The sequence below is a fragment of the Janthinobacterium woesei genome, assembly GCF_051380875.1.
Taxonomy (GTDB): domain Bacteria; phylum Pseudomonadota; class Gammaproteobacteria; order Burkholderiales; family Burkholderiaceae_D; genus Janthinobacterium.
Window position 1 is genome coordinate 374583 of sequence record NZ_JBNYXW010000001.1, and the last position, 17211, is coordinate 391793.

Below are 17211 nucleotides of genomic sequence, written 5' to 3' on the forward strand. Positions count from 1 at the left end.
ATGCGTATCGAATGGTTGAATCAGGAAGCATTGCAGCATGGCGGGGTGACTCTGGGTGCGGCGCTGGCATCGGCATCAACGCCTGCCCCGGCCGCTGAAGGCGTCTCGCGGCGCGGTTTCATGAAGGCCGGCGCGGTGGCCGGTGGCGGCTTGATGCTGGGCTTTTTCCTGCCCGGCGCTGGCAAGCTGGCGCTGGCGGCCGATGGCGCGCCCGCCAAGCCGGTGGATGCGCCGAACGCCTTTTTGCACATCGCTCCCGATAACACGGTGACGGTGCAGGTGAACCGGCTGGAGTTTGGCCAGGGTGTGCAAACCAGCTTGCCCATGCTGATCGCCGAAGAACTCGACGCCGACTGGAGCATGGTGCATGGCGCGCTGGCGCCGGCAGGGGAGCAGTACAAGGATGCCGCCTACGGCATGCAGATGACGGGCGGCTCGGGCAGTATCGCCCATTCGTATGCGCAGTACCGCGAAATCGGCGCCAAGGCGCGCGCCATGCTGGTGGCCGCCGCCGCCGCGCAATGGCAAGTGGCGCCTGACCAGGTGCGTACCGCCAAGGGCGTGCTGTATGGCCCCGGCGGACAAAAGGCCAGCTACGGCGAACTTGCCGATGCGGCCATGCGCCAGAGCGTGCCGGCCACGGTGAAGCTGAAGGATCCGCGCGAATTCACGATTATCGGCAAGCCCGTCAAACGGCTCGACGCCACCGCCAAATCCACCGGCAAGCAGCAGTTCGGCATCGACTTCAAGCCGCCTGGGGCGAAAGTGGCCATGGTGGCGCGTCCGCCCGTGTTTGGCGCCAAGGTGGCGAAATTTGACGCGACCAAGGCCAAGGCCATCAAGGGCGTGCTTGAAGTGCTGGAAGTCAAAACCGACCGTGGCGGCAGCGGCGTGGCCGTGATCGCGGACGGCTACTGGCCCGCCAAACAGGGCCGCGATGCGCTGGTGATCGAGTGGGACACCAGTGCCGTGGAAAAGGTCAGCAGCGACAAGCAGCTGGCAGCCTTCAAGGCGTTGGCCCGCACGCCGGGCATCGTCGCCAAAGCGGCCGATATGAGCAAGCTGGCGTCGGCGCCGAAGAAGATCGAAGCCGTGTATGAGTTTCCCTACCTGGCGCACGCGCCGATGGAGCCGCTCAATTGCGTCATCGACCTGCAGGCCGACAAATGCACGATGTGGGTCGGTTCGCAATTCCAGACGGGCGACCAGGCGGCCATCGCGGCCACTTCCGGCCTGAAACCAGAGCAGGTTACCTTGCATACGATGATGGCCGGCGGCGGCTTTGGCCGGCGTGCCGTGCCGTCCTCCGACTACGTGGTCGAAGCCGTCAATGTCGCCAAGGCGTACCGCGCGGCGGGCAAGAGCGGGCCCTTGAAACTGATGTGGAGTCGCGAGGACGATATCAAGGGCGGCTACTACCGGCCGTCGCACGTGCACCGCGCGCAGCTTGGCCTCGACGCCAAAGGGAAAATCCTCGCCTGGGAGCATACCATCGTGGGCCAGTCCATCATGGCCGGCACGCCGTTCGAAGCCTTCATGGTGAAAAATGGCGTCGATGGCACCATGGTCGAAGGCATGGGCGAACCGTACACCTTGCCGATGAAGCTGTCGGTGCACACGGCCAAGGCGAACGTGCCCGTGCTGTGGTGGCGCTCCGTCGGCTCGACGCATACGGCCTTCGTCATGGAAACCCTGATCGACGAGGCGGCGCACGTGGCGAAGATGGATCCCGTCGCCTACCGCAAGCAGCTGATCGACGCGAAGCACACGCGCCACATCGCTGCGCTGGACCTGGCCGTGGCCAAATCCGGCTACGGCAAGAAGAAGCTGCCGAAAGGGCAGGCCTGGGGCGTGGCCATGCACGAATCGTTCAATTCCGTGGTCGCCTACGTGGTAACGGCGTCGGTCGCCGACGGCGCGCCCAAGCTGCATCAGGTATGGGCGGGCGTGCATTGCAACCTGGCCGTCAACCCGTTGACGATCGAGGCGCAAGTGCAGGGTGCCGCGCTGATGGCGCTGGGCATGACTATTCCCGGCGCGGCCATCACGCTCAAGGATGGCGTGGTGGAGCAGCAGAACTTTGGCGACTACCCGGTGCCGCGCATGCCCGACATGCCGGTGATCGAGGTGCACCTGGTGCCATCGGGTGATGCGCCAACGGGCATGGGCGAACCCGGCGTGCCGCCGCTGGCCCCGGCGTTCGCCAACGCGCTGTTTGCTGTGACGGGAAAACGCCTGCGCAAGCTGCCATTCGACCTGGCGGCGGCATGACGGTAGTGGTATTTTGAGTACGGTTGGCATCTTGCTGGCAGCCGGAAGGGGACGCAGGTTCGATCCTTCCGGCGTGCAGAACAAATTATTGCAGCCGTTGGCGGAAGGCCCGTATGCGGGCTTGCCGGTGGTGGTGGCGGCGGCAAAAGCCATGTTGGCGGCCTTGCCGCGCGTGCTGGCCGTGGTGCGCGCCGACGACACGCAGGTAGCGCGCGCACTGGGCGCACTGGGCTGTGAAGTGCGCGTCTGCCATGATGCCGACACGGGCATGGCGGCATCGCTGACCTGCGCCATCGGGCATGTGCGCGGCGCGCCGGGCTGGCTGATCGCCTTGGGCGACATGCCTTACGTGGAAGGCGCTACAATCGCCGCCTTGTCGCAAGCCATTGCCGATGGCGCGCGCATCGCGGTGCCCGTCTTCCAGGGCCGGCGCGGCAACCCTGTCGCGTTCAGCGCTGTCCACTTGCCGCTGTTGCTGGCGCTGGACGGCGACCAGGGTGCGCGCAGCATCGTGCACAGCCATGCGGTGCAGGAAGTGATCGTCGATGACGCTGGCATCCTGCGCGACATCGATACTCCGGACGATTTGTAAGGCGGGGCAGTGGCGCTCCCGGGAAGACATGCCAGACACGAGGAAAACATGAAGAAAGCACCGGTAAAAAAAATCATCGCCAAGGCACCCGCCGCCGGCATCATCTACAGTATCGCCGCCGCAGACTTGGCCGGCCACATGTTCAAGGTCACGCTGACCGTCAAGGCGCCGGCCGCCATCGGCCAGGTATTTTCCCTGCCGGCCTGGATCCCGGGCAGCTACATGATCCGCGAATTCTCGCGCAACATCGTCAGCATTCGTGCCGAGTCTGAAGGCAAGGCCGTGGCCTTGACCAAGCTTGACAAGCATTCGTGGCAGGCTGCGCCCTGCCAGGGTGCATTGACGCTCGAATACGACGTGTATGCCTGGGATTTGTCAGTGCGCGCCGCCCACCTGGACCAGAATCACGGCTTCTTCAATGGCACCAGCGTGTTCCTGCGCGTGCTGGGACAGGAGGCCGAGCCGCATGAAGTCAATATCGTGCAGCCCAAGGATGCCGCTTGCAAGACCTGGCGCGTGGCCACCACCTTGCCGGAACTGAAAGCCAAGCGCTATGGCTTCGGCAGCTACCAGGCGGCCAACTATGATGAATTGATCGACCACCCGGTGGAGATGGGCGACTTTGCGCTGGCCACTTTCAAGGCGCATGGCGTGCCGCACGATATCGTCGTCACGGGCAAGGTGCCGAATTTGGACCTGGAGCGCCTGTGCCGCGACCTGAAAGCCATCTGCGAAACGCAGATCGCCTTCTTCGAACCGAAGACAAAAAAAGCACCGATGGACCGCTATGTGTTCATGACCATGGCCGTCGGCGACGGTTACGGCGGCCTGGAACACCGCGCCTCGACGGCATTGATCTGCGCGCGTGCCGACCTGCCAACGACGGCTTCAAACAGTACGGAGATTGGCGACGGCTACCTGAAATTCCTGGGCCTGTGCAGCCACGAATACTTCCATACCTGGAACGTCAAGCGCATCAAGCCGGCCGCCTTCGCACCGTACAACCTGCAGGCGGAAAGCTATTCGCCGCTGCTGTGGCTATTCGAGGGCTTTACCAGCTACTACGATGACCTGATGCTGGTGCGCGCGGGCCTGATCGACGAGGAAGCTTACTTCAAGCTGTTGGGAAAAACCATCAACAGCGTCTTGCGCGGCAGTGGCCGCAGCAAGCAGAGCGTGGCCGATTCCAGCTTTGACGCCTGGGGCAAGTACTACCGCCAGGATGAAAATGCACCGAACGCCATCGTCAGCTATTACACCAAGGGCTCGCTGATCGCGCTGGCGTTTGATCTGACCCTGCGCAGCAAGACGAATGGCGAAAAATCGCTGGACGATGTGATGCAGGCGCTGTGGCAGCGCTATGGCCGCGACTTCTACAAGGGCAAAGGAGAAAAGGCGGGCAAAGGCTGCGGCGTGACGCCGGCCGAAGTCGAAGCCCTGTTCGATGAAATTTCCGGCACGCGCATGAAACCGTTCTTCGAGCGCTACATCCGTGGCACCGACGACGTGCCGCTGGCGCGCTTGCTGGCGCCGTTCGGCGTGAAGGTCAGCGATACGCGCAAGGCGCAGAAACCGAGCCTGGACGCCAACCTGGGCCGCGACGGCAACGACGCCAAACTGGCGCAGGTGCATCAGGGTGGCGCCGCCCACCTGGCGGGCCTGTCGGCGGGTGACGTGCTGGTGGCTGTCGATGGCTTGCGCGTGACGGGCAACCCGGCCAACCTGGATACCTTGCTGGGCCGTTATGCGGTCGGCGCGACCGTGGCGATCCACGCTTTCCGCCGCGACGAGCTGATGACATTCACTGCCCTGCTGCAGGGCGACCGGGCACCGGGCGTCAATCTGACCGTCTTGCCGGCGCCAAAGAAAGCCACGAAACCGAAGCGCCCTAGCGCACAGTAAAAACGCCAGTCATATTGATAATGCCGGTAGGTGGCTCATGCGATGATCGAGCTTTATCCTGCCGGCAGTTGTCAGCCTGATTTGCTGTTTAATTTATCCCGCGAAATTTCCCGTGCTTGACGGTATAGATGACGCGCTCTGACCTGGCGCTGTACCGGGCCAGGCAGCTGGGGCGCGACCGCATCGAAGTTGCCGGCGGCGGGCATGCGTCGTTGAAACAACAACAGCATATTTGCCATAACTGAACTAAAATTGCGCTATTGATTTTTTAGGCTTCAATCGTCTGTGGAAACCCTCGATCCCCGCACCATCATGTTGATGACTACCCTGATGTGCGGGGCCATGAGCATCGTCATGTTTTCCGTCTACCGCAGTTTCCGGCGCGAGGTACACGGACTGGGTCACTGGTCGGCGGGTTTGCTGCTGCTGGTGTGCGCCTCTTTCCTGTTCAGTATGCGCGGCAATTGGCCCGACGCGATGGCGCTGCTGGGGGCGAATGCCGCCTTGATGCTGGGGATCGGATTGTCGATGCTGGGCACGGAAAAATTCTATGGCCAGGTGCCCAGCCTGCGCTTTTATACGCTCGTTTGCTGCCTCGGCGTGGCTGGCATCGCCTGGTGGCTGCTGGCGACGCCCGATTTTTCGCGGCGCGTGGCGGTCTTTTCCCTGGTAGTGTTCTTTTTCTATGCGCGCCAGGCGCAGCTGGTGCTTGTGCACGGCGAGCGCCATTTTTCCAGTTTCTTCTTTGGCGCGCTGATGCTGCTGCAGGCTTGCGTGGTGCTGATGCGCGGTGGCATGGCCTTGCGGCATGGTGGCGCCAACGTGGATTTGACGGTCGCGGGCACACAAGCGAGCATCTACCTGGCGGCGGCCAATTTCATGGCGCTGCTGCTGACCGTCGGCTTCATGACGGTGGCTACGCGGCGCCTGCAGATGATACTCGAGCGCCGCTCCACGCACGATCCATTGACGCAGGTGCTGAACCGGCGCGGCTTTGGCGATGCGTATGAGCGCGAAAAGGCCAATTTGCGGCGCAAAGGCCAGCCCTTGACCTTGCTCAGCATCGACCTGGATTTTTTCAAGTCGATCAATGACCGCTATGGCCATGCGATGGGGGACAAGGTGCTGGCGCATGTGGCCAGGATTATCGGCGGCGCGTTGCGCGAGAGCGATTACGTGGCCCGCTTTGGCGGCGAGGAATTTGTCGTGCTGATGCCGGACATGATGCCGCACAATGCTCTTGGCGTGGCCGAGCGCATTCGCGCCTTGCTGCGCGAACCGAATGGACACGGTTTGCCGCCGTGTACGGTGAGTATCGGCGTGGCTTGCCAGGCGTCGATACAGGAAGAGCTGGATCAGTTGCTGTCGCGCGCCGATGCGGCCTTGTATCAGGCCAAGGAAAATGGCCGCGACCGCATCGAGTGTGATCTAAAGGGCGCTACTGCGGCGCGGAGCATGGCCACAGCCGCAGGCGATAGTGGCCGTTGAATCTTAGCTGAACAATTAGCTGAACAATTAGCTGAACAAACGTTCCAGTTCCACGCCGGGATCCGGTGCGCGCATGAACGCCTCGCCCACCAGGAAGCCATGCACGTCGGCTTCGCGCATGCGTTTCACGTCCGCCATGCCAAGGATGCCCGATTCCGTGATGATCAATTTGTCTTGCGGGATGCGCGGCAACAGGCCGATGGTGGTCTCTAGCGAGGTCTCGAAGGTGCGCAGGTTGCGGTTATTGATGCCGATCAATGCGCTCTTGAGTTTCAAGGCCGCATCGAGTTCCGTGCCGTCATGGCTTTCGATCAGCACGCCCATGCCCAGTTCGTGGGCGCAGGCCTCCATCTCCGCCATCAGGCCATGGTCGAGGGCTGCGACGATCAAGAGGATGCAATCGGCGCCCATGGCGCGCGCTTCATAGATCTGGTACATGTCGACCATGAAATCCTTGCGCAGCACGGGAATGGCGCAGGCGGCGCGTGCCTGCTGCAGGTATTCTATGCAACCCTGGAAGAACTGTTCGTCCGTCAGCACGGACAGGCAGGCCGCGCCATGCGCCGCATAGCTGGCGGCGATGTCGGCCGGGCGGAAGTCGGCACGGATGACGCCCTTCGATGGCGAGGCCTTTTTCACTTCGGCGATGATGCCGGGCTTGCCGGCTGCGATATGCTGGCGCAGGCTCGCTTCAAAATTGCGCAGGCCGGCGCGCAGGGCGCTGTCGTTTTCCACGTCGCTGCGCAGGCTGGCCAGGCTGCGGTAGGCTTTCGCCTTTGCCACTTCGTCGGCTTTGACGGCCAGGATTTTATCGAGTATGTCGGACATGATGGTCGCTGTTCTATAGGGATGGCGGGGAGGTTACGCTTGCAGCGGGGTGCCCAGCTGCTGCGTCACCTGCACGAATTGATCGAGTTTTGCCAGCGCGGCGCCCGAGCTGACGGCGGCGCGCGCGCGCACCAGGCCATCTTCGATCGAGCTGGCCACGCCGGCCGCGTACAGCGCCGTGCCCGCGTTCAGGGCGACGATGTCGCTTGCCGCACCCGGCTCGCCGCGCAGCGCTTCGAGCATCTTTGCCTTTGATTCCACCGAATTGGCCACCTTCAGGTTGCGGCTGGCGATCATTTGCAAGCCAAAATCTTCCGGGTGAATTTCATATTCGCGGATCTCGCCGTTGACCAGTTCGCCCACCATGGTGGCTGCGCCCAGCGACACTTCATCCATATTGTCGCGGCCATACACGACGATGGCATGCTGCGCGCCCAGGCGCTGCAGTACGCGTACCTGGATGCCGACCAGGTCGGCGTGGAACACGCCCATCAGAATGTTGGGCGCGCCGGCGGGATTGGTCAGCGGCCCAAGGATATTGAAAATGGTGCGCACGCCCAGCTCGCGGCGCACGGGCGCCGCATGCTTCATGGCGGCATGGTGGTTCGGTGCGTACATGAAGCCGATGCCCGTTTGCGCGATCGACTGGGCGATCTGCTCGGGCTGCAGGTTGATGTTGACGCCCAAAGAGTCCAGCACGTCGGCGCTGCCGGACGAGGAAGACACGCTGCGTCCGCCATGCTTGGCCACGCGCGCGCCGGCGGCGGCGGCGACGAACATCGACGCCGTGGAAATGTTGAATGTGTGCGCGCCGTCGCCGCCCGTGCCGACGATGTCGAGCAGGTTGGTGGTGTCGGCCATGGGCACCTTGGTGGAAAACTCGCGCATCACTTGCGCGGCGGCGGCGATTTCGCCGATGGTTTCCTTTTTCACGCGTAAACCCATGGTCAGGGCGGCGATCATGGTGGGCGACATTTCGCCGGACATGATCTGGCGGAATAAGTACAGCATTTCGTCGTGAAAAATCTCGCGGTGTTCGATGCAGCGCAGCAGGGCTTCTTGTGGGGTGATCGGCATGATGCTTCCTTCTTCAATGATGGCGCAGGAGGACACTGATGGCACGCCGTGGCGTGCGCATGGAATCAGCGCTCGAGAAAATTCTTCAGCAAGGCGTGGCCGTGCTCCGAGAGGATCGATTCGGGGTGGAATTGCACGCCCTCGATATCGTATTCCCGGTGGCGCACGCCCATGATTTCGCCGTCGTCCGTCCAGGCTGTCACTTCCAGGCAGGAAGGCAGCGAGGCGCGTTCGATCGCCAAAGAGTGGTAGCGGATCACTGTGAAGGGGCTGGGGATGTCCTTGAAGACGCCCACGCCCGTATGTGCGATGACGGAAGTCTTGCCATGCATGACTTGCTTGGCGCGGATGACTTTTCCGCCAAACGCTTCGCCGATGGCCTGGTGGCCCAGGCAGACGCCCAAAATTGGCTTCTTGCCAGCGAAGTGTTTCAGCACTTCCACCGAAATACCTGCCTGCGCCGGCGCTTTCGGGCCGGGCGAGATGCAGATGCGGTCCGGATTGAGCGCCTCGATCTGTTCGATCGTGATTTCATCGTTGCGGTAGACCCGCACGTCTTCGCCCAGTTCACCGAAATACTGCACGATGTTGTAGGTGAAGGAGTCGTAGTTGTCGATCATCAGCAGCATCTTAAAACTCCCCATCCAGGCCATCTTGCACTTGTTCGGCGGCGCGCAGTACGGCGCGCGCCTTGTTCTCGGTTTCCTGCCATTCCATTTCAGGGATCGAGTCGGCGACGATGCCGGCGGCGGCCTGCACGTACAGCATGCCGTCCTTGATCACGCCCGTGCGAATGGCGATCGCCACATCCATTTCGCCGCCAAACGACAGGTAGCCGCAGGCGCCGCCATAGATGCCGCGTTTGGTGATTTCCAGTTCGTCGATCACTTCCATGGCGCGCACTTTCGGCGCGCCCGTCAGGGTGCCGGCGGGGAAGGTGGCGCGCAGCACGTCCAGGTTCGACAAGCCATCTTTCAATGTGCCTTCGACGTTGGTGACGATGTGCTGCACATGCGAGTATTTTTCGATGACCATGCGGTCGGTGACGTGCACGCTGCCGGTGGTGGCGATGCGGCCGATGTCGTTGCGCGCCAGGTCGATCAGCATCACGTGCTCGGCGATCTCTTTCGGATCGGCCAGCAGTTCGGCGGACAATTCCGCGTCGCGCTCGGGCGTGGCGCCGCGCGGACGGGTGCCGGCGATGGGACGCAGGGTGACTTTCTTGCCGCCGTCGGCCAACTTCTCGTTGCGCACCAGGATTTCAGGCGAGGCGCCGATGATCTGCATGTCGCCGAAATTATAGAAGTACATATACGGCGACGGATTGAGCGAACGCAAGGCGCGGTACAGGGTCAGCGGTGAATCGACATACGGTTTGCGGATGCGCTGGCCGATCTGCACCTGCATCAAGTCGCCGGCCATCACGTATTCGTGCGCCTTGGCGACAGCCTTGAGGTAGTCTTCCTTGGAAAAGTCGCGGATGGTTTCCGTGCGCACGGAGGCGCTGGTCACGGGCGCATCGACGCCGCGGCGCAGCATCATGCGCAAGTCTTTCAAGCGCTGGCGCGCTTTCGAGAACGACTCGGGCTGCGTGGTGTCGGCATACACGATCAGATACAGTTTGCCGGACAGGTTGTCGATGACGGCCAGTTCTTCCGTCACCATCAACTGGATGTCGGGCAGGTTCAAGTCGTCCTTGGGCGCGCCGCCGGCCAGCTTTTTCTCGATGTGGCGTACCGTGTCGTAGCCGAAGTAGCCGGCCAGGCCACCGCAAAAGCGCGGCATGCCTGGGCGCAAGGCCACCTTGAAACGGGCTTGGTATTGCTCGATGAAGTCGAGCGGATTGCCTTCGTGTTCCTCGATCACGGCGCCGTTCTTGACGATTTCGGTGCGGCTGCCATAGCTGCGCAACACGGTCGTGGCGGGCAAGCCGATGAAGGAATAGCGGCCGAAGCGTTCGCCGCCGACGACCGATTCGAGCAAAAAGGTGTTTTTGCCGCCATGCTGGGTTTGCGCCAGTTTCAGATACAGCGTGAGCGGGGTTTCCAGGTCGGCGAAGGCTTCCGCGATCAGGGGGATGCGGTTGTAGCCTTGCTGGGCCAGCGATTTGAATTCGAGTTCGGTCATGTTTCTCTCCATGCCGTCAGGGTACGAATGTGCGTTGTGTTTACAAGGCACAAACCCTGCGGTGGGTTATCAAAAAACCTGCAGGTGCACGCAAAGTACGCGCGCCACCGGCAGCAATCTTACACGGCTCGGCCTTAGGCCTGCCAGGATTGCCAGCGTCGCCAAAGCCAGGCCTCAATCGAGCCGGTTTGGGTGATATTGTGTTTTTTGATGAGAAACGTGTTCACGATGTAGTTGTCAGTATGCTGGTCTGTTTTGCATGCTAATAAAATGGGCCGCTTCGAGCAGCGTATTTACTATACCATCGGAATCGGTGTCGTGTATAGAGTGTCCGTGGTTGTAGCCATACGGTACGGTCAGCACGGGGCAAGCCGCAGCCCGTGCCGCTTGCGCGTCATTCGATGAGTCGCCGATGGCCACCACTTTGGCTGGTGCCAGGTCGAAGTCCATGCATACCTGCAATAGCGGCAGTGGGTCCGGTTTCTTCTTCGCCAGCGAATCGCCGCCGTAGACGATCTCGAAATAGCCATCCAGTTTTTTCTGTTTCAGCAGGGGCAGGGCGAAGGCGATCGGCTTGTTGGTGACACACGCCAGGCGCAATCCAGCCGTTTTCATCGCTTCCAGTCCTGCGATCACGTCAGGGTACAGGGTGCTGAATTGGCCATTGATGGCCAGGTAGTGGCGCTGGTAGGCATCCATTGCCTGCTCGAAGCGCTGTTCCACGCCGGCCGCATCGAAATCCTTGGCCAGCACCGTGCGGATCAGGTTTTCCGAGCCTTTGCCCACCATCAGCTTGATGGCCTCGGCGCTGATGGGCGCGAGAGCAAATTCGGCGCGCATGGCGTTGATGGCGACATGGAAATCGGGCACGGTGTCGAGCATCGTGCCATCGAGGTCGATGATGGCGGCGCGCACGCCGGCCAGTACCCTGTCTTTTACCGTGCCCGCCTGCATCAGGCGCCTGCCACTTTTGCGAGTTCCGCGCGCATGGCGTCGATGACAGCCTTGTAGTCAGGCTTGCCGAAGATGGCCGAGCCGGCGACGAAGGTGTCGGCGCCGGCAGCGGCAGCGGCGGCAATGTTGTCGATCTTGATGCCGCCATCGACTTCCAGCATGATGTCACGGCCCGATTCATTGATCATGCGGCGCGCTTCGGCGATTTTCTTCAGCGTATGCGGGATGAAGGACTGGCCGCCGAAGCCTGGATTGACCGACATGATGAGGATGATGTCGATCTTGTCCATCACGTGTTCCAGGTAGTGCAGCGGCGTGCCCGGGTTGAAAACCAGGCCCGATTTGCAGCCGTTATCGCGGATCAGTTGCAGCGAACGGTCAATATGTTCCGACGCTTCCGGGTGGAAGGTGATGATGTTCGCGCCAGCCTTGGCGAAATCCGGGATAATGCGATCAACAGGCTTGACCATCAGATGCACATCGATGGGTACTTGCACGTGCGGGCGAATCGCTTCGCACACCAGTGGGCCGATGGTCAGGTTCGGCACATAGTGATTATCCATCACGTCGAAGTGGATGATGTCGGCGCCGGCGGTGACGACGTTGCGCACTTCCTCGCCCAGGCGGGCAAAGTCGGCGGACAGGATGCTGGGAGCAATACGGAATGTTGTCATGGTGAAGTAGCCAAAGGATAGAAAATGCGAAGATGCGCTATTTTACGCTTGACGCCGTCACCATGCCTTATTGAAGCACAGTGACACACAGAATACACAGCGCGCGGTGGCCAATGCGGCACGCGCGATACGCGATACATGCAATATACGACTGGCAATGTCTGAAGAGGAATGACGATGGCGACTTATGAATTTACGGTAACGGTCAAGACGCAGTATCTGCCCGAGCAATCGGCACCGGACCAGGGACGGCACGTGTTCAGCTACACCATACGCGTCGTCAATACGGGGAGCGTTGGCGCGCAACTCATTTCGCGCCACTGGGTCATCACGGATGCGAATGACAAGGTGGAAGAGGTGCGTGGCCTGGGCGCCGTCGGCCACCAGCCATTGCTGCAGCCGGGCGAGCAATTCGAATACACGAGCGGCACCATGCTGACCACGCCGCAAGGCTCGATGCGCGGCGAATACTTCTGCGTGGCCGAAGATGGCCATCAGTTCGAGGCGGCCATTCCCGAATTCGTGCTGTCGGTGCCACGTACCCTGCATTAAGAACAAGCCGGTGGCTCGCGCCCGCTATTTCAGTTTTTCGGTGGCGTCTTGCGCTTCGCTGAGTTGCTTGCGTACTGGAGGCGCCGGTTTCTTGCCCGAATACATGGTCCACCAGACTATAAATGCCAGCAAGAAGAACGCCACCAGCGCCTCTACCATCAAGATCCACATACGCACTCCTATGTTATTTACCCGCAGCCTATTTACCCGCCGTCTATTTACACGCGGTAGTCTACTCGTTTCAATCGGTGGCGTCGCGCTTGCGCTTTCCGCGTGCACCACGCCGCCTGCCGTCCCCGGCGCTGCCGACGGCAAGGCGCCGGCGATTGCCCCGTCCGTCGTCAAGCCTGTTCCGGCCAAGCCGGCCGCAGCCGAAGCCAGGGATGCCAAGGATGCCAAGGATGCCACGGATGCGGCTGCACCCACGTTTGCGCCTGCCCAGTTTGCCGCCTTGCCGGGCTGGGGCCGCGACGACATGCGCGCCGCATGGCCTGCCTTCATGGCCTCGTGTGGCGTGCTGCTCAAGCGCCCTGACTGGAAAGAGGCATGCACGATCGCGCGCCAGGTGAATGCCGACAGCGACAAGGCCATCCGCCTGTTTTTTGAAACCTTCTTTGTGCCAAATCAAGTCATCACTGCCGATGGCGCCAGTACTGGCCTCGTCACTGGTTACTATGAACCCTTGCTGCACGGTGCGCGCAAGCGTGGTGGCCCGTACCAGACACCGCTGTACAAGGTGCCTGACGACCTGGTCTCGGTCGATCTGGCCGGCGTGTATCCGGAACTGAAAAACATGCGCCTGCGCGGCAAGCTGGTGGGCAAGAAGGTGGTGCCGTACGCCACGCGTGCAGACATCGAGCGCGCCACGTCCGTTACCGGCAAGGAATTGTTGTGGGTTGATGACGAAGTGGAAGCGTTCTTCCTGCAAGTGCAGGGTTCCGGGCGCGTGCAGCTGACCGATACGCAGGAAACCGTACGCGTCGCGTATGCGGACCAGAATGGCCATCCATACAAATCCATCGGCCGTTATCTGGTCGAGAAGGGCGAACTGAGCATGAGCCAAGCGTCCGCGCAGGGCATCAAGGCGTGGATCGCCGGCCATCCCACGCGCAAGGATGAGTTGTTCAACGCCAATCCCAGCTATGTATTCTTCAAGGAAGAGCGCTTGCCCGATCCGAAAGTGGGGCCGAAGGGCGCGCTGGGCGTGCCGCTGACACCGCAGCGCTCGGTGGCCATCGATTCGCGCTATGTGCCGCTGGGTGCGCCCGTGTTCCTGGCCACCACGCAAGCCAATAGCGATATCCCCATGCAGCGCCTGGTGATGGCGCAAGATACGGGCGGCGCCATTCGCGGGCCTATCCGTGTCGATTATTTCTTTGGTTTTGGTGCGGAAGCGGCGGAGAACGCGGGCCGCATGAAGCAGAGCGGCGCCGTGTGGGTGTTGTTGCCGAAACAGGCGCCGGCGCGCTAATGTTATTTGTGCGGCGCGGTGCGGCGCGGCGCGGCGCCGGGCGGGGTGGACGAGTATTAACGTAGAACCATCACTGGCAAATGGGTATGCGCCAGTACTTTTTGCGTTTCGCTACCCACGAACAGCTTGTTCAAGCCCTTGCGGCCATGCGAGGCCATCAGGATGATGTCGCACTGATAGGTTTGCGCCGCATTGACGATTTCTTCGTGCGGGCTGGGCGATACGGCTACCAGGCCTTCGAACGGCACGCTGGCGGCGCGCGCCGCTTCGCCGATCTTGTCGATCGCGCGTTGCGATGCTTCCTGCATCTGCTGTTCATACAGGCCGGCGTCGAGCACGATGCCGCCATCTGCCATTGGCGAAAACGGGAACGGCTGTACCACGCTGATGGCGACCAGCTTGGCCTTGTTTAATTGGGCGAAGGCGATGGCCGTCTCGGCAGCCTTGTCAGACAACGGCGAGCCGTCGGTGGGAAATAATATGGTATTGAACATGGCATGCTCCTGATGTGATGTGAGACAGCTTATGGACTTACCTCAATGAATTCCTTGATGTAAATCAAACCTGACAAGCTTTGCCATGAATAGTGTCGTCAAGGCAATCTTTTAACAGTGTATGCCTGTTCGCAGCTTCAGGTGCGCACGCTACGTAGCGGCGTGCCCCACACCATGGCGATCGTCAATGCGATGCTGCCGGCGGCGATGCAGGCCAGGCCATTACGCACGCCAAAATGTTCGGCTATCGAGCCGGCTGCCAGCGCGCCCAGCGGTGCCGTGGCCACCGTCAAAAAACGCATGGTGGACGTCATGCGGCCCAGCATGGCATCGGGCGTGACTTTCTGGCGCAAGCCCAGGTAGGGGATAAAGAACAGCATCACGCCGCAATCAAAAAAGAACATCAGCACGCCATACGCCACGGCGCTGGCGGCCGCACTGCCGAATAAAGAGGCGGGTATCGCTGGCGTCAGCGCAAAACACACGGAGGTTGACGCCAGGCCGATGAGGATGGTGCGGCCGGTGCCGTAGCGCTTTGTCAGCGGCTTGACGATGATGGCACTCAGCAATACGCCGGCGCCGCCGAGCATTTGCGTCATGCCCAGCACGCCGGGACTCATGCCCAGATCGCGCGTGGCAAACAGCACTGTCAAGGCCATGCTGGCGTAAAACAGGAAGTGCCAGATGCCGGCGCCCCAGGCCAGCGCGCGCAGCAGCGGTTCGCGCCAGACAAACAGCAAGCCATCGGCGATGTCGCGCAAGGCGTGCTTATCGGATGGCGCGGGACGCGGATCGCGCACGCTCATGGCACGCAGATTGCACACGGAAACAAGATAGCCGCAGGCCGTGCACAGGATGGCGACCGGCGCCGACAGCACTTGCACCAGCACGCCGGCCAGGCCGGGGCCGATCAGCCGCGACGCCGATTCTGTGGCGGCAAATTTCGATTGGGCATCGATCAAGCCGTCGCGCCCCACCAAAAAAGTCAGGAAGACTTGTTCTGCGCCGCCGCCCACGACGAAACCCGTGCCGATAATGAATCCTACTATATATAACCACGGCATCGACAGCACGCCGCACCAGTAAGCGATGGCCACGCTGGCCAGGGCCAGGCCGGACATGGTTTCGCTGAACAGCATGATCGGGTGTTTGCTGCGCCGGTCCAGCAGCACGCCGACGGGCAAGCCGAAAAGGGCAAACGGCAGCGCCTGCAGGGCGACCAGCAAGCCCATTTGTTCCGGCGTCGCATGCAGCAGCAGTACCGCGCACAGGGGCAAGGCCAGTGAGGTGATCTGGGCGCCGAAGCAATTGAGGCCATTGCTGAACCACAGGCGGCGAAAATTGATCGTGGCGGCGCTGCCATCACCGCGCAGGCGGTTGGCGCAAGACTGGAGGAAAGAGGAGAAAATTTGCCGCTCGATAAGAAATGATCAGGCTCACAATAATAGCAGCGTGCCTGCCGCGCCGCTGCCGTTAGCCGCTACAATCGTTGTTACCGTGTTCATCCAGAGGAGACTATATGCAATACGAAGACTTGATCATCGACATCCAGGACAAAGTGGCTGTGATACGCCTGAACCGCCCGAAAGCGCTGAATGCCTTGAACGAACGCATGATGAATGAACTGGGCGATGCGCTGCTCAAGTTCGATGCCGACGAGAATATCGGCTGCATCGTGCTCACGGGCAGCGAAAAAGCCTTTGCCGCCGGCGCCGACATCGCGGCCATGGCCGAGTATACCTATCCCGATACTTTCACCCAGGGCTACATCAGCCGCAACTGGGAGCATATCTTGCGCGTGCGCAAACCCGTGGTGGGCGCGGTCGCCGGCTATGCGCTGGGCGGCGGCTGCGAGCTGGCCATGATGTGCGATTTCCTGATTGCCGCCGACAGCGCCAAATTTGGCCAGCCGGAAATCAAGGTCGGTGTCACGCCGGGCGCGGGCGGTACGCAGCGCCTGCCGCGCGCCATCGGCAAGGCCAAGGCCATGGACCTGTTGCTGACGGCACGTACCATCGACGCGCATGAAGCTGAACGCATCGGCCTGGTGTCGCGCGTGGTGCCGGCCGATAAATTGCTGGAAGAAACCCTGGCTGCCGCCAAGACCATCGCCGCCATGCCGACCTCGGTTGCCATGATGATCAAGGATTGCGTCAACCGCGCCTTCGAAACTACCCTGACCGATGGCGTCGCCTATGAACGCCGTTTGTTCCAGGCCGCCTTCGGCACACCTGCTCAAAAAGAAGGCATGCACGCTTTCCTGGAAAAGCGCTTGCCAAACTTCGATGGTCTTTGATATGATTCGCCTCCCCAATGAGACGCAGTCAAATGCGGCAGTTGAGGATCACCGGAAACGGCGATGCAGTAAAAAAGAAGATGTTGACGGATTTAGCGAAATGCTTCATACTCTTTCTTCTTCGCAGCTGACAAACACAACGCTTTGTCGATAGCGCGAAAGCAGTGCCGATCACAGTTCTTTAACAATTAACAGTCGATAAGTGTGGACATTTGATGCAAGTGCAGCGTCGATCTTCGGATTGGCGTCTAACTTAAAATATCAAATGTTCACAAGAAATAATGAAATAGGATACTTCTTCGGAAGTAGCCTGTCAGTTTTTTGAGTGAGCGACCCGTCGCAAGACGGTGCCAATAAAATGGCAAAGTAACAGAGATTAAACTGAAGAGTTTGATCCTGGCTCAGATTGAACGCTGGCGGCATGCCTTACACATGCAAGTCGAACGGCAGCACGGAGCTTGCTCTGGTGGCGAGTGGCGAACGGG

The 17211-nt window shown here is 61.1% G+C and carries 16 protein-coding genes and 1 rRNA gene; 8 read left to right on the top strand and 9 right to left on the bottom strand.

All coding sequences use genetic code 11. The annotated features are described in order from the left end of the window. From ACQ4W6_RS01700 to ACQ4W6_RS01715, 4 genes are all read left to right on the top strand, one after another. Window positions 1-2271, top strand: a complete 2271-nt coding sequence (locus ACQ4W6_RS01700) for a xanthine dehydrogenase family protein molybdopterin-binding subunit (RefSeq protein WP_436565445.1) — start codon at window positions 1-3, stop codon at window positions 2269-2271. A 13-nt stretch (window positions 2272-2284) separates the two neighbouring features. Continuing rightward, window positions 2285-2863 (top strand): nucleotidyltransferase family protein, encoded by a 579-nt coding sequence (locus tag ACQ4W6_RS01705; protein ID WP_436565446.1) that lies wholly within the window; start codon window positions 2285-2287, stop codon window positions 2861-2863. Between the two features lie 48 nt (window positions 2864-2911). Continuing rightward, window positions 2912-4765, top strand: coding sequence for a M61 family metallopeptidase (locus ACQ4W6_RS01710; RefSeq protein WP_436565447.1), 1854 nt, complete (start codon window positions 2912-2914; stop codon window positions 4763-4765). A gap of 285 nt (window positions 4766-5050) precedes the next feature. Continuing rightward, entirely contained in the window at window positions 5051-6253 is a 1203-nt protein-coding gene (locus ACQ4W6_RS01715) for a GGDEF domain-containing protein (protein WP_436565448.1), read from the top strand. A gap of 27 nt (window positions 6254-6280) precedes the next feature. Here ACQ4W6_RS01715 and trpC read toward each other — a convergent pair whose 3' ends face one another. The 6 genes from trpC to rpe all read right to left on the bottom strand — a co-directional run bounded on the left by trpC (window position 6281) and on the right by rpe (window position 11913). Next, window positions 6281-7081: an indole-3-glycerol phosphate synthase TrpC gene (trpC, locus tag ACQ4W6_RS01720; protein WP_436565449.1), complete on the bottom strand. Its 801-nt coding sequence runs from the start codon at window positions 7079-7081 to the stop codon at window positions 6281-6283. Between the two features lie 33 nt (window positions 7082-7114). Next, window positions 7115-8158 (bottom strand): anthranilate phosphoribosyltransferase, encoded by a 1044-nt coding sequence (trpD, locus tag ACQ4W6_RS01725; RefSeq protein WP_436565450.1) that lies wholly within the window; start codon window positions 8156-8158, stop codon window positions 7115-7117. Between the two features lie 65 nt (window positions 8159-8223). Beyond that, window positions 8224-8787: an aminodeoxychorismate/anthranilate synthase component II gene (locus tag ACQ4W6_RS01730; RefSeq protein ID WP_436553863.1), complete on the bottom strand. Its 564-nt coding sequence runs from the start codon at window positions 8785-8787 to the stop codon at window positions 8224-8226. Between the two features lies 1 nt (window position 8788). Beyond that, window positions 8789-10285, bottom strand: coding sequence for an anthranilate synthase component I (gene trpE, locus ACQ4W6_RS01735; protein ID WP_436565451.1), 1497 nt, complete (start codon window positions 10283-10285; stop codon window positions 8789-8791). Window positions 10286-10522: 237 nt separating this feature from the next. After that, window positions 10523-11239: a phosphoglycolate phosphatase gene (locus tag ACQ4W6_RS01740; RefSeq protein WP_436565452.1), complete on the bottom strand. Its 717-nt coding sequence runs from the start codon at window positions 11237-11239 to the stop codon at window positions 10523-10525. Continuing rightward, window positions 11239-11913, bottom strand: coding sequence for a ribulose-phosphate 3-epimerase (rpe, locus tag ACQ4W6_RS01745; RefSeq protein ID WP_436565453.1), 675 nt, complete (start codon window positions 11911-11913; stop codon window positions 11239-11241). The genes ACQ4W6_RS01740 and rpe overlap by 1 nt, the downstream gene beginning before the upstream one ends. 177 nt (window positions 11914-12090) lie before the next feature. On the opposite strand from rpe, the gene apaG reads away from it, so the two are divergent. After that, on the top strand, window positions 12091-12465 hold the full coding sequence (apaG, locus tag ACQ4W6_RS01750) for a Co2+/Mg2+ efflux facilitator ApaG/CorD (protein ID WP_436565454.1): 375 nt from the start codon (window positions 12091-12093) through the stop codon (window positions 12463-12465). 24 nt (window positions 12466-12489) lie between these two features. On the opposite strand, the gene ACQ4W6_RS01755 is transcribed toward apaG, so the two are convergent. Continuing rightward, window positions 12490-12636 carry a hypothetical protein gene (locus ACQ4W6_RS01755; RefSeq protein WP_436565455.1) on the bottom strand — a complete coding sequence of 49 codons (147 nt, stop codon included), beginning with the start codon at window positions 12634-12636 and terminating at the stop codon, window positions 12490-12492. A 10-nt stretch (window positions 12637-12646) separates the two neighbouring features. Between ACQ4W6_RS01755 and mltA the strand changes: the two genes are divergently transcribed. Beyond that, window positions 12647-13936, top strand: coding sequence for a murein transglycosylase A (mltA, locus tag ACQ4W6_RS01760; protein WP_436565456.1), 1290 nt, complete (start codon window positions 12647-12649; stop codon window positions 13934-13936). A 56-nt stretch (window positions 13937-13992) separates the two neighbouring features. Here mltA and ACQ4W6_RS01765 read toward each other — a convergent pair whose 3' ends face one another. After that, on the bottom strand, window positions 13993-14430 hold the full coding sequence (locus tag ACQ4W6_RS01765) for a universal stress protein (protein WP_436565457.1): 438 nt from the start codon (window positions 14428-14430) through the stop codon (window positions 13993-13995). Window positions 14431-14567: 137 nt separating this feature from the next. Beyond that, a complete protein-coding gene (locus ACQ4W6_RS01770; RefSeq protein WP_436565471.1) occupies window positions 14568-15851 on the bottom strand; it encodes an MFS transporter in 1284 nt (427 codons plus the stop codon). A 98-nt stretch (window positions 15852-15949) separates the two neighbouring features. Between ACQ4W6_RS01770 and ACQ4W6_RS01775 the strand changes: the two genes are divergently transcribed. Next, window positions 15950-16726: an enoyl-CoA hydratase gene (locus ACQ4W6_RS01775; protein WP_436565458.1), complete on the top strand. Its 777-nt coding sequence runs from the start codon at window positions 15950-15952 to the stop codon at window positions 16724-16726. 378 nt (window positions 16727-17104) lie between these two features. After that, a 16S ribosomal RNA gene (locus ACQ4W6_RS01780) occupies window positions 17105-17211 on the top strand; the annotation flags it as partial.